This is a genomic window from Streptomyces sp. NPDC104814 (genome assembly GCF_055583185.1).
On sequence record NZ_JBVJOL010000001.1, the window covers coordinates 627,506 to 641,028 of the forward strand.

9 protein-coding genes are annotated in these 13,523 nt (G+C 71.3%); 4 read left to right on the top strand and 5 right to left on the bottom strand.

All coding sequences use genetic code 11. The features are described from left to right. Positions 1-237: 237 nt before the first annotated feature. Complete coding sequence (locus tag ACZ64A_RS02615; RefSeq protein ID WP_469807733.1) at positions 238-3,156, bottom strand: glycoside hydrolase family 48 protein; 2,919 nt, start codon at positions 3,154-3,156, stop codon at positions 238-240. 269 nt (positions 3,157-3,425) lie between these two features. Between ACZ64A_RS02615 and ACZ64A_RS02620 the strand changes: the two genes are divergently transcribed. From ACZ64A_RS02620 to ACZ64A_RS02635, 4 genes are all read left to right on the top strand, one after another. Further along, positions 3,426-4,919, top strand: a complete 1,494-nt coding sequence (locus ACZ64A_RS02620) for a cellulose binding domain-containing protein (RefSeq protein ID WP_469807734.1) — start codon at positions 3,426-3,428, stop codon at positions 4,917-4,919. 12 nt (positions 4,920-4,931) lie between these two features. Continuing rightward, the gene (locus ACZ64A_RS02625; protein ID WP_469807735.1) at positions 4,932-6,680 is read left to right on the top strand and encodes a glycoside hydrolase family 6 protein; all 1,749 of its coding nucleotides are present in this window, start codon (positions 4,932-4,934) and stop codon (positions 6,678-6,680) included. A 202-nt stretch (positions 6,681-6,882) separates the two neighbouring features. Beyond that, complete coding sequence (locus ACZ64A_RS02630; protein WP_469807737.1) at positions 6,883-7,776, top strand: methyltransferase domain-containing protein; 894 nt, start codon at positions 6,883-6,885, stop codon at positions 7,774-7,776. A gap of 83 nt (positions 7,777-7,859) precedes the next feature. Next, entirely contained in the window at positions 7,860-8,561 is a 702-nt protein-coding gene (locus ACZ64A_RS02635) for an SDR family oxidoreductase (protein WP_469807738.1), read from the top strand. A gap of 12 nt (positions 8,562-8,573) precedes the next feature. Here the strand turns inward: ACZ64A_RS02635 and ACZ64A_RS02640 are convergent, their stop codons facing one another. The 4 genes from ACZ64A_RS02640 to ACZ64A_RS02655 all read right to left on the bottom strand — a co-directional run bounded on the left by ACZ64A_RS02640 (position 8,574) and on the right by ACZ64A_RS02655 (position 13,451). Continuing rightward, entirely contained in the window at positions 8,574-9,323 is a 750-nt protein-coding gene (locus tag ACZ64A_RS02640) for a glycoside hydrolase family 75 protein (RefSeq protein WP_469807740.1), read from the bottom strand. A 127-nt stretch (positions 9,324-9,450) separates the two neighbouring features. Next, positions 9,451-10,287 (bottom strand): aldo/keto reductase, encoded by an 837-nt coding sequence (locus ACZ64A_RS02645; protein ID WP_469807742.1) that lies wholly within the window; start codon positions 10,285-10,287, stop codon positions 9,451-9,453. A 106-nt stretch (positions 10,288-10,393) separates the two neighbouring features. After that, positions 10,394-12,220, bottom strand: a complete 1,827-nt coding sequence (locus ACZ64A_RS02650) for an AMP-dependent synthetase/ligase (RefSeq protein WP_469807743.1) — start codon at positions 12,218-12,220, stop codon at positions 10,394-10,396. Between the two features lie 349 nt (positions 12,221-12,569). Then, on the bottom strand, positions 12,570-13,451 hold the full coding sequence (locus ACZ64A_RS02655) for a LysR substrate-binding domain-containing protein (protein ID WP_469807744.1): 882 nt from the start codon (positions 13,449-13,451) through the stop codon (positions 12,570-12,572). Positions 13,452-13,523: the final 72 nt, after the last annotated feature.

Sequence of the window (13,523 nt, forward strand, 5' to 3'; positions counted from 1 at the left end):
TCTGCACCAAGGTCGGGGGAGTCGAATGCGTCCACAAGAGCGCACGCCGGGGCGCACGAGCCGAAAAGGGCGTAGGACCTCACCGGGAAAGAGAGCCGGGGCCGGAGGTGTTCGCCGGCGACGGGCCTTCTGTGAAGCCGGAAGCCGTGGACGTGTCCGGGTGACCGGCGCGGTGACACGGGAGCCGGGCGGCTCCCCAGGTCGGGGGGTCGCCCGGCGTGTGCATGGTGGGTGGGGCTACTCGAGGAGTTCCCCGTACGAGCCGAGGGCGAGTGCCACGTCCGCCTGGGCCCAGAACCGGTGGTACGTGAACACGGGTGCCGCGCCGCCCTTCAGATAGGCCTCGACCTTCGAGAAGGCCGGGTCGTTCTGGTAGAAGGACCGCAGCGAGGCGAACGTCGAGGACGAGTTGATCGCGTCGCCGTTCGGCATCGTCCCGCTCCAGCCGCTCGGCACGTACACGCTGTCGCCGAAGCGGCTGTAGTCGGCGCGGGTCTCCGGGACGGCCACACCGAGCGCGTCCTGGTAGTGGGTCCACATGCCGTCCAGCAGCGCCTTCGCCGTCGACTTCGCCTGCGTGTCACCGGACTTGGCGGCGTAGTACGTCAGGGTCTTGGCGTACGCGGCGGCCACGCCGACGTCGTCGGTGTAGTCGGCGACGGTCACGTGCAGGCCCGCGTTGGCGCCCGGGCTCGCCGCGTTCCAGGTGTCCGGCTGCCCGGTCCACTGGAGCGTGGAGGGGATGCGGTACGTGCCGTCCGGGTTGACCGTGGTCTTGGACAGCGCCCACTTCACCCACTTGTTGAGGACGCCCTTGGCGGCCGCGCTCCCCGTCTGCTGGTAGTACTCGGCGACACGCTCCATCGACCACGCCTGGAAACCGAACCACTGGTTGGACGGCGGATCGTGGTAGACGGGCGCCGGGTCGTAGTACATGCCGTAGAAGGTCGCCGTACCGGCCGGCGGGGTGGCGTAGCGGCCCGCCCAGCTGTTGGTCGCGCCGCCCGCGATGCCGCCCTCCGAGGACTGCAGCCAGCGGTAGAACTCCAGCTGCCGGTCGAGGGACTTGGCCCAGTCGGCCGCGCCCGTGGCCGACTTGGGCTTCAGGTCGGCGTAGGAGCTGAGGGCGTACGCGGCGAGCGGGTTCTGGTAGCCGCCGTGGACGTGGCTGGAGCCGATGCGCCAGGCCCAGCCGGCCGAGGTGTCGGTGGCGCCGCCCCAGGCGTAGTACCAGGACAGCAGGTAGTGCGAGGCGTCCTTGCCGGTGCCGGCCGCGCAGGCGGACGGACCGACGCAGTTGCCGATCTTCTTGAAGTACTTGTCGTACATCGCGTAGCGCAGGTAGTCGCCCATCTTGGCCGCCTTGGCGACCGTGCCGGACACCGCCGTGCCCTTGCCCTGCTGCTTGGCCCACACGTCCGCCCAGTAGGCGGCCTGCACCGCACGCGCGTCGGCGTCCGGGGCGTCGGTGAACTTCCACTGCCTGGCGTAGGAGGAGTCGCCGGTGAACAGGTCCAGATAGCCGTTCCTGCCGCCGTACTTGAAGGCGTCGCAGGTGGGCTGCGGGACGGTCTCCCACACCGACTCCTGCGGGCCGCGCTGGAAGGTGTTGATGTACGACGGCCCGGTGGCCGTCGGGCCGGCCTCGCACTTTCCGGGCCCGTTGCCGTAGCCGTAGACGTTGTCGACGTCCTGGATCCAGTGCATGCCGTAGACGTCGTCGGTGCCGTAGGCGCTCTTCAGCTCACCGGCGATCGGGTCCGAGCCCACCGGCACCGAGGTGTCGAGCTTGGCCGGGTACTCGTTCGGGGTGTCGTACTCGGGCGCGTAGGTCGCCGGCTTGGAGGCGTTGTAGAAGGAACTGGTCGGCTGGTCGGCGTGGGTGGGGATCATGTACTTCTCCATGAGCTCCCACGCGCCGTTGAACTTCGACCAGTCACCCGTCACCTTGCCGTACATCGCCTGCAGCCACAGCAGATAGCTGTACGCCTCGGACGTGGTCTCGTGGCCCTGGTCGGGGGCCTCCACGATCAGCGTCTCGACCGAGTGGTAGGGGATGCCCTCGGGCGAGAAGTAGCCGTTCGCCGGGTTGGTGATCTTCCCGTAGAGGTCCAGGAAGCGGGCGTCGTACTCCTTGGCGGCCGCGATCTGGGTGACCGTCACCGACGCCTTCGCCAGCCCGGGGGCCGTCGACTCGAAGGCCGCCGCGCCGGTCCCCGAGGCGTCCGCGGTGATCGTCACCTTCTGCGGGGTGGACCAGTTCCCCGGGGTGAAGGTGAGCGAGGCGCCGCCGGAGACGCTCAGACCGTTGTTGCCGCCCGTCCGCGCGGTGGTCACGATGACATCGGAGGTGGGCCGCGTCGACAGCTTGATCTCGTACGAGGCCGTCTTGCCCTGCCGCACCGCCAGCTGGTTCGTGGAGGCGACCACGGACGGCCCGGCGGCGACCGTGATGCCGACCGGGGTGGAGGACGCCGACGCGCCGAGGCTGTCGTACGCCTTCGCCACCAGGGAATGACTGCCCACGGTCAAACCAGAGGCCGGGAGCGCGTACGGCGCCGTCGTGTCCGTGCCCAGCAGCGTGGTGTCGTCGTAGAACTCCACCTTGCTGATGGAGGCGTTGTCCGCGGCGGCCGCGGTCGCCGCGAGGGGGACGGCGTCCCCTTGCGTGTAGACCGCGCCCGCGGCCGGGCTGGTCAGTACGGCAACAGGCGGCTGGTGCGCGCCGGTGCAGGGCGTGCCGTTGATCGCGAAGGACGCCGGTGCGGTGTTGGTGCCGCTGTAGGTGAACTGCGCGCCGGTGCCGACGGCCGCGCCGGCGGCGATCGTGCCGTTGTACGAGGCGTTCTTGACGGTGACCGTCCGGCCGGACTGGCTCCAGGTGCCGTTCCAGCCGTTGCTGAGCGTCTGGTTGCCCGCATAGGCGTAGGTCAGGGTCCAGCCGTCGACGGCGTCGGTGCCGCGGTTGGTGAGGGTCAGGTCCGCGGTGAAGCCGGAACCCCAGTCGTTGGTCTTGTAGTCGACGCTGCACTGGAGCGCGGCCGCGTGCGCGGTCGTCGCGCCGCCCGCCAGCATCGACAGCGGCAGGGCTAGGGCCGCCGCGGCGGCGGTCCACAGCCGCCGTACGGGTCCGCGTGCGCGGGGTGGGGGATGCATGGTGCTGGTTCCTCCTTGCGGCTCGGGGTGTACGGGCTCGGAGAAGTCAAGGCCTGAACCAGTGGGAGCGCTCCCATAGTGGGGACGCGGTGACGGAGGGTCAAGACGCTTGAAGAGTCGAAAAGATTCGACGGGGGCGACTTCCGGGAAATTCTGTGCGCCCCCTGTTCATCCCGGCTCCTCGGCGCTACCTTCCGTCGCACCAGTGGGAGCGGTTCCATCCAGTCGGCGCGTGTGCCTCACGCGCCCGAACTGCAAGGAGTCGCTCGATGAGACACCCCCCGCGTTCAGGACTCTTAGCCGTCGGCGGCGCGATCGCCCTGCTCACCACAGCGGTCGTGCCGGTCGTCACCGCACAGGCCGCCGCGCCCGCATGCACGGTGGAGTACTCCGTCACCAGCCAGTGGGACACCGGCTTCCAGGGCGCCGTGAAGGTCACCAACAACACGGCAGCGCTGAGCAGTTGGCGACTGACCTTCGACTTCCCCGGCTCCCAGAAGGTCACCCAGGGCTGGAACGCCCAGTGGTCGCAGTCCGGCACGACCGTCACCGCGTCCAACGAGAGCTGGAACGGCACGCTCGTCACCGGCGCGAGCGTGAGCGTCGGCTTCCTCGGCTCGTTCTCCGGCACCAACGCCGTACCGGCCGTCTTCAAGCTCAACGGCACCCCCTGCAACGCCGGCACCGAACCGACCCCGGACCCGACCGGTCCGGGCCCCACCGACCCGCCGCCCTCCGGCGGCACCGCACCAGCCCTGCACGTCCAGGGCGGCACCCTCGTCGACGCCGGCGGCACGGCGCACCGGCTGCTCGGCGTCAACCGCTCCGGCGGCGAGTTCATGTGCGTCCAGGGCCACGGCATCTGGGACGGCCCGGTCGACGACGCCGCCCTCAAGGCGATCGCCGACTGGAGGGCGAACGCCGTGCGCATCCCCCTCAACGAGGAGTGCTGGCTCGGCCTGCCCGACGTCGAGCCCGAGTACGCGGGCGCCCACTACATCAGCGCCGTCAAGGAGCTGGTGGCCCGGGTCGAGGCGCACGGCATGACACCGATCGTCGATCTGCACTGGACCCACGGGCAGTACACCGGCAACTCGGCGGGCTGCTCCGACGTGCACGCCACCTGCCAGAAGCCGATGCCGGACGCGCAGTACAGCCCGTCGTTCTGGTCGTCGGTCGCGAGCACCTTCAAGGGCGACCGGGCCGTCGTCTTCGACCTGTTCAACGAGCCCTACCCGGACCGCGCCACCTCCACCACCGCCCAGGCCTGGCAGTGCTGGCGGGACGGCGGCACCTGCCCGGGGATCGGCTACGAGGTCGCCGGCATGCAGGACCTGGTCGACGCGGTGCGCGCCACCGGCGCCCAGAACGTGCTCATGCTGGGCGGCCTGGCCTACTCCAACGACCTGAGCCAGTGGCTGACGTACCGGCCCACCGACCCGGCGGGCAATCTCGCCGCCGCGTACCACGGATACAACTTCAACGCCTGCGCCGGCGAGAGCTGCTGGAACTCCACGCTCGCCCCGGTCGCCGCGCAAGTCCCGCTGGTGGCCGGGGAGATCGGGGAGAACACCTGCGGCCACTCCTTCGTCGACCGGGCCGTGAAGTGGTTCGACGACCACCGTCTGTCCTATCTCGGCTGGACCTGGAACACCTGGGACTGCTCCTCCGGTCCCTCGCTCATCTCCTCCTACGACGGCACCCCCACCGCGTACGGCACCGGTCTGCGCGACCACCTGCGCGCCCTCAACCCCCTCACCTAGAAGGAACCCCCCATGAGTCGTACGAGACTTGCCCTGATCGCCGCCCTGGCGCTGACCGCCGGCTCCGGTGCGGCAGCCCTCACGGCCGTGCCCGCCGGGGCCGCGGCCGCCGCGCCCGCCTGCACGGTCGGCTACACCGTGCAGAACCAGTGGGACACCGGTTTCACCGCCGCCGTCACCGTCACCAACAACGGCGCCGCGAAGTCGAGCTGGTCGCTGAAGTGGACCTACGCCGGCAACCAGAAGATCGGCAACGCCTGGAACGCGAAGGTCACCCAGTCCGGCGCCGCCGTCACCGCCGCCAACGAGTCCTACAACGGCGCTCTGCCCACCGGCGGTTCGGCGAGCTTCGGCTTCCAGGCCTCCTACAGCGGCGCCAACGCCGTGCCCGCCACGTTCACCCTCGACGGCGTCACCTGCACCGTCGACGGCGGCGGTACCCCCACCCCCACCCCCACGCCGACCGACCCGACCCCCACGCCGACCGACCCGACGCCCGATCCCACCGGCCGGGTGGACAACCCCTACGCCGGGGCCAAGGTGTACGTGAACCCCGAGTGGTCCGCGCTGGCCGCCGCCGAGCCGGGCGGCAGCCGGATCGCCAACCAGCCCACCTACGTCTGGCTCGACCGGATCGCCGCGATCAACGGCGTGAACGGCGGCATGGGGCTGCGCGCCCACCTTGACGAGGCGCTCAAGCAGAAGGGCTCCGGCAACCTCGTCGTCCAGCTGGTCATCTACGACCTGCCCGGCCGCGACTGCGCCGCCCTCGCCTCCAACGGCGAACTCGGCCCGAACGACATCGACAGGTACAAGACGCAGTACATCGACCCGATCGCATCGATCCTGTCCGACGCGAAGTACGCGGGCCTGCGCATCGCCACCGTCATCGAACCCGACTCGCTGCCCAACCTCGTCACCAACGCCGGCGGCACCAGCACCACCACCGACGCCTGCGTGACCATGAAGGCCAACGGCAACTACGAGAAGGGCGTCGGCTACGCCCTCGACAAGCTGGGCGCGATCCCGAACGTCTACAACTACATCGACGCCGGTCACCACGGCTGGCTCGGCTGGGACACCAACCTCGGCCCCTCCGTGCAGGAGTTCTACCGTACGGCGACCTCCAACGGCGCGAGCGTGAACGACGTGACCGGGTTCATCGTCAACACCGCCAACTACAGCCCCACCAAGGAGCCGTACGTCAAGGTCACCGACACCGTCAACGGGCAGACCGTGCGCCAGTCCAAGTGGGTCGACTGGAACCAGTACGTCGACGAGCAGTCCTTCGCCCAGGGACTGCGTGACAAGCTCGTCGCGGCCGGCTTCAACTCCGGCCTGGGCATGCTGATCGACACCTCCCGCAACGGCTGGGGCGGCACCGCGCGCCCGGCCGGTCCCGGCCCGCTGACCTCCGTCGACGACTACGTCAACGGCGGCCGCACCGACCGGCGCCTCCACGTCGGCAACTGGTGCAACCAGAGCGGCGCGGGCCTCGGCGAACGGCCCGTCGCGGCGCCCGCCGCAGGGATCGACGCCTATGTCTGGGTCAAGCCGCCGGGGGAGTCGGACGGGTCCAGCTCCGCCGTCGCCAACGACGAGGGCAAGGGCTTCGACCGGATGTGCGACCCGACGTACGGGGGCAACGCACGCAACGGCAACAACCCCAGCGGTGCCCTGCCGAACGCGCCGCTGGCCGGCCACTGGTTCTCCGCCCAGTTCCAGCAGCTGATGCAGAACGCCTACCCGCCGCTGCCGTAGCGGGTGCACGTCCGTCCGGGGCCGGCAGTGGGGAGCCGGCCCCGGGCGCGACCGCCGGGACCCGGGCCGCACGGCCCGGGTCCCGGCGGATCGCGGACCCGACGGCCGGGCCGTCGCGCGTTTTGCCGTCCCGGCAACAGTGCTGGCCGCCGCGCCGTGCGTCGGCGCACGCTGGTCGCATCCGGACGAGAGGCTGACCACCATGGCACACGAGCACCACCACCCCGCGCACGGCCACGGCCACGACCACGGCACCGACATCGACTGGGCCGAGATGGCGGCGTACCTGGAGTCGGAGGCCGAGCTGTTCACGCCCCTGTACGAACGGGCGCTGGCCTGGCTGGGGAAGGAGGTGACCGAGCCGGGGCTGATCGTCGACGCGGGCAGCGGGCCCGGCGTGGTGTCCTGCCTGTTCGCCGAGGCGTTCCCGGGCGCGCGGGTGCTGGCCGCCGACGGCTCCGCGCCGCTGCTGGAGCGGGCCCGGGCGCGCGCCGAGCGCACCGGGGTCGCCGACCGCTTCGCCACCTTGGCCGGGGACCTGCCCGAGGCCCTGGACGACCTCGACTACCCCGCCGACCTGCTGTGGGCCAGCCGCAGCCTGCACCACCTCGGCGACCAGCGCGCCGCCCTCGCCGCCTTCGCCGAGCGCCTGGCCCCCGGCGGCACGCTGGCCCTGCTGGAAGGCGGCCTCCCGCCCCGTCACCTGCCCCGCGACATCGGCTTCGGCCGCCCCGGGCTCCAGGCGCGGCTGGACGCGCTGCAGGAGGACCGTTTCGCCCGGATGCGCGCCGAGCTGCCCGGGAGCGTCGCCGTGACCGAGGACTGGGCGGCGCTGCTCACCGCGGCCGGCCTGAAGCACACCCGCACCCGCACCTTCCTGCTCGACATCCCGGCGCCCGTGCCCGACCGGGCCCGCGCTCATGTGGTCACCTTCCTCGACCGGCAGCGCGACAACTTCGGCGACGACCTGGACGCGGAGGACCGCGCCGCCCTGGACCGCCTCCTCGACCCCGGTGACCCGGCGAGCGTCCACCACCGCCCGGACGTGTTCGTCCTCGCCGCGCACACCGTCCACACGGCGGTCAGGCCGTACTGACCGGCCGTCCTTGACATCGAGTGCGCTCCAACTGATGAACTCCCGCTCGTTCACCACGCGAACGACATCTCAGGGGGCTTGTCATGACCGATTCTCCGGTCGCACTCATCACCGGCGGCGGCAGCGGTATCGGCGCGGCCGTCGCGCGGCAGCTGCTGGACGACGGGTGGCGGGTGACCGTCACCGGACGCGGTGAGCAGCGGTTGCGGGACTTCGCCGCCTTGCTGGGGGAGCCCGAGCAACTGCTGACGGTCGCCGGCAGCGCCGCCGAGTACGCCGACGTCCAGGACGCCGTCGCGCGCACGCTGAAGGCGTACGGCCGGATCGACACCGTCGTCGCCAACGCCGGCTTCGCCACCCATGACACGGTCGCGGAGGGCGATCCGGCGCTCTGGCCGGAGATGGTGCTGACCAATGTGCTCGGGCCGGCGCTGCTGATCCGGGCGTCCGTCGACGCCCTCAAGGAGACCCGCGGCCGGATCGTGCTGGTCGGCAGCGTCGCCGGGTTCGTCCACGGTCCGGGCAACCTGTACGGCGCGACGAAGTGGGCGGTGACCGGGCTCGCGGAGAACACCCGGCGCCAGGTCACCGAGTTCGGCATAGGGGTGACGCTGGTGGCGCCGGGCCGGGTGGAGACTCCGTTCTGGGACGCCTACGGCAGCCTGCCGCCCGGCCATCTGCTGACCGCCGACCAGATCGCCGACTCGGTCGTCTGGGCGATGCGGCAGCCGGAGGGCGTCGACGTCAACACGGTCGTCGTACGGCCCGTCGGGCAGCCCGTCTGACGACGCCCGGCGTCAGTTGTTCCTCAGGAACTCCCGGGCCAGCTGCTCGCCGAGGGTCACGGCCGCGCCGTGACTCTCGAGCGGCGTGACCTGGGAGTCCGTGAACAGGATGTACGTCACCGGGGCGTCGGTGCCGCCGTGTTCCGGGTCGGGGTCGAGCCCCAGGGCGTCGGCGGTGGCGTACGACGCCTCCCCGATGATCTGCTTCGGGCCCACGTCGCCGACGACCGCGTACTCGACCTGGTCGTCGTGGATCACCGCCGCCACGCCACCGCCCCGCACGCCCGCCGCGCGGTAGTCCCACAGGTCGCTCGCGCCGGGGACGACGACGAACGGCAGCCGGTCTGCGCGCAGCGGCTTGCCGTCGGACTGGTGGAAGGCGGTGTCGTCCTGGAACGAGGCGTCGGTGGCCCTGCTGCACCGGGCGCTGGGGCGGCCGTCGCAGTCGATGTCCAGGTCGGCGGTGAAGAACACCGCGCCCTTCGCCCCGCACACCGGGACGGCGGGAGCCTTGTCCTGGTCGGTGCGGTACAGGCCGTGCGACACCTGCTTGCAGGAGCGCACCTTGGCGAGCAGGTCGGCGGCGGCCACCGAACCCTCGTGGGCGAGAGGGGCCGCCAGGGAGGCCTCGTGGGCGAAGGCCTCGCCGGCACCGCGGCCGGCGAGCGCCGGGAGGACACCGGCGGCGAGGAGGGCGGCCGCCGCGGGCAGGGCGAGACGGCGGGATCGGGTACGCGTACGCGCTGTGGGAAACGAGTGCACGGGTCAGGGACGCTAGCCCGGGCGCCCGCCCGGCGCGGAACGCCACGCCGCCCCGGGACGGCGGGTCCCGGGGCGGCGTGGTGATCGGGTGACGATCGGGAGGGGTGATCGTCCGACAGGGTGATGCTCAGACCACGTCGAACGTCGCCGGGTCCGGGCCCAGGCGCCGGTCCTCGTTGAGCGCGCTGATCGCGGCGAGGTCCTCGTCGTCCAGGCTGAAGTCGAACACCGCGATGTTCTCCTTGATCCGCGACGGCGTCACGGACTTCGGGATCACGACGTTGCCCAGCTGGAGGTGCCAGCGCAGCACCACCTGGGCGGGGGTGCGGCCGTGCTTCTGGGCGATCGCGACGATCGCCGGGATCTCCAGGATGCCCTTGCCCGAGCCGAGCGGCGACCAGGCCTCGGTGGCGATGCCCTGCTCGGCGTGGTACTCGCGGGCGGCGCCCTGCTGGAGGTGCGGGTGCAGCTCGATCTGGTTGACCGCCGGGACGACCGAGGTCTCGGCGATGAGCCGCTCCAGGTGGGGCTGCAGGAAATTGGAGACGCCGATCGCGCGGACACGGCCGTCGGCGTACAGCTTCTCGAACGCCTTGTAGGTGTCGACGTAGGCGTCCTTGGACGGCAGCGGCCAGTGGATCAGGTACAGGTCCACGTAGTCCAGGCCGAGCTTGGCGAGCGAGGTGTCGAACGCGCGCAGCGTCGAGTCGTAGCCCTGCTCGCTGTTCCAGAGCTTGGTGGTGACGAAGACGTCCTCGCGGGGGAGACCGGAGGCGGCGATGGCCTTGCCGGTGCCCTCCTCGTTGCCGTAGATCGCCGCCGTGTCGATGCTGCGGTACCCGGCCTCCAGGGCGGTGGCGACGGCCCGCTCCGCCTCGTCGTCCGGCACCTGCCAGACGCCGAAGCCCAGCTGGGGCATCTCGATGCCGTTGTTGAGGGTGATCGGGGGGACCTTGCTGCTCACGAGCTCTTGATCCTTCGGTTGTCCGTCAGGTGGTACGGACATCGTCAACGATCAGCGGCCGTGATGCATTCCTGACCGCGAAATCCGTCGCCCGCCGTGCGACGGTTCACACCTGGTACAGCGCCTCCACCTCGCGGGCGTACGCGTTCTCGATCGCCTTGCGCTTCAGTTTCAGTGACGGCGTGAGCAGGCCGTGCTCCTCGGTGAAGGGCTGGGCGAGGATACGGAAGGTGCGGATCGACTCCGCCTGCGAGACGAGGGTGTTCGCCGCCACGACCGCGCGGCGCACCTCCGTCTCCAGATCGGCGTCGCGCACCAGCTCCGACGCGGTGAGACGGGGCTTGTTGCGCATCTGCAGCCAGTGTTCGACCGCCTCCTGGTCGAGGGTGACCAGGGCGGCGATGAACGGGCGGTCGTTGCCGACGACGATGCACTGGTTCACCAGCGGATGCTCGCGCACCCGCTCCTCCAGCACCCCCGGCGAGACGCTCTTGCCGCCCGAGGTGACCAGGATCTCCTTCTTGCGGCCGGTGATCGTCAGATAGCCGTCCTCGTCCAGCTGGCCGAGGTCGCCGGTGGCCAGCCAGCCGTCGTGCAGGGACTGGTCGGTGGCCTTGGGGTTGTTCAGGTAGCCCTGGAAGACGTTGCCGCCGCGCAGCCAGATCTCGCCGTCGTCGGCGATGTGCACGGTCACGCCGGGGATCGGCTGCCCCACGGTGCCGTAGCGGGTGCGTTCGGGCGGGTTCGCGGTGGCCGCCGCCGTCGACTCGGTCAGGCCGTAGCCCTCGTAGATCTGCACGCCGGCGCCCGCGAAGAACAGGCCCATCCGGCGGTCCATCGCCGAGCCGCCGGACATCGCGTTGCGGATCCGGCCGCCCATCGCCGCGCGGACCTTCGCGTACACGAGCTTGTCGAAGAACTGGTGCTGCATGCGCAGCCCCGCCGAGGGGCCGGGGCCGATGCCCCATGCCTTCGCCTCGACCGCCTCGGCGTACTTCACGGCCACCTCGACGGCCTTCTCGAAGGGCCCCGCCTTGCCGTCCTTCTCCGCCTTGCGCCGCGCCGCGTTGAACACCTTCTCGAAGATGTAGGGCACGGCCAGGATGAACGTCGGCCGGAACGCCTGCAGATCCGGCAGCAGCGCGGCCGCGTTCAGCTGCGGCTGGTGACCGAAGCGGACCTTGCCGCGGATCGCCGCGACCTGCACCATCCGCCCGAAGACGTGCGCCAGCGGCAGGAACAGCAGGGTCGCCGCCTCGTCGCCCTTCCTGGAGTGGAACACCGGCTCCCAGCGCCCGATGACCGTGTCCGCCTCGTACATGAAGTTGGCGTGCGAGATCACACAGCCCTTGGGGCGGCCGGTGGTGCCGGAGGTGTAGATGATCGTGGCGACCGACTCGGGGGTGACGGCCTCGCGGTGCCGGTGCACCACGTCGTCGTCCAGGTGGGCGCCGGCGTCGTACAGCTCCTGCACGGCGCCCTCGTCGAGCTGCCACAGCCGGCGCAGGCTCGGGAGCCGGTCGATGACCGTGGCGATCGTCATCGCGTGGTCCTCGTGCTCCACGATCGCCGCCGTGCACTCGGCGTCGTACAGCATCCAGAAGCACTGCTCGGCCGACGAGGTCGGGTACACCGGCACCACCTGGGCGCCGATCGTCCACAGCGCGAAGTCGAACAGCGTCCACTCGTAGCGGGTACGGGACATGATCGCGACCCGGTCGCCGAACCGGATGCCGCTCGCCAGCAACCCCTTGGCCAGCGCCAGCACCTCGTCGCGGAACTCGGCCGCGGTCACGTCCCGCCACTGTCCGCTCTCGTCCTTGCGGCCCAGCGCGACGTGCAGCGGATCGGTCTCGGCATGCCGGAAGACGACGTCGGCCAGGCCGCCCACCGGCGGCGACAGCGCCAACGGAGGGTTGGTGTACTCGCGCAAACCCGCTCCCCGCTCCCCGGTCCCGGGCGCCCGGCTCGTCCTCGGCGCCCGCGCAGCGCCGTGAAAGCTACCCCACGCGGCGGCGGGACGGGAGGGGCGACGGCGGCGGGCGGCCTCCGGGTCCCCGCTGGTCATGGACGGAAAATGGGCGCACATGCGGAAGGGTCGGACAGAAAACCGACGGTTCCGTAAGTTTCGGCGCCGCAATCTCCACCGAATCTGTACGACCGGGTCGCCGGGCGATCCGGGCTCGCGTCGGCGTCTCACTCCGGTCAGCGCCGGCGCCCCGGATTCCGTCACCGCGGGCCGCCGACGCGGGCGGCCGCACCCGAATTCTCAGCCCGGACCGCTACCCGACGCCGGTCCGGCGGCGGCGCTGCAAGCGGTCGCCGCCCGCCAGGATCGCCGCGGCGAGGGCGTCGGCGGCGTCCTGGGCGGAGGGGCGGCGGTGGCCGTGGACCAGCACGAAGTCGACACCCGACAGCTCCGGCAGACCGGCCCGGTCCGGGACGCGTACCAGGCCGGGCGGGACCAGACCGCGGGAGTGCGCCATCACCCCGAGGCCGGCGCGGGCCGCCGCGATCAGGCCGTTCAGGCTGCCGCTGGTGCAGGCGATCCGCCATGGGCGTCCCGCCCGCTGCAGCGCCTCCATGGCGAGCGCCCGCGTGATGCCCGGCGGCGGGTAGACGATCAACGGGACGGGACGGTCGGGGTCCAGGCGCAGCCGCTCCGCCCCGATCCACACCAGATCGTCCCGCCACACCAGCTCCCCGCGCGGGTCCTGCGGGCGCCGCTTGGCCAGCACCAGGTCCAGCTTCCCGGCCGCAAGCTGCTCGTGCAGGATGCCGGACAGCTCGACCGTCAGCTCCAGGTCGACCTCGGGATGGTCGTGCCGGAAGCCCTCCAGGATCTCCGGCAACCGGGTCAGCACGAAGTCCTCCGAGGCTCCGAAGCGCAGCCGGCCGCGCAGCCGGGTCCCGGTGAAGAAGGCCGTCGCCTGCTCGTGGACCTCCAGGATCCGGCGGGCGAAGCCGAGCATCGCCTCGCCGTCCTCGGTCAGCTCCACGGCGTGCGTGTCCCGGGTGAACAGCGTGCGCCCGGTGGCGTCCTCCAGCCGCCGCACATGCTGGCTGACGGTCGACTGACGCAGCCCGAGGCGTCGCGCGGCCTGCGTGAAGCTCAGCGTCTGCGCCACCGCGAGGAAGGTGCGCAGCTGGGAGGGGTCGTACACGCCTGTCAGCCTAGCCGCTCATCATGAATCGCGATGACAGTCAGAGCCGTATGCCGGATTCCCGATCACGGC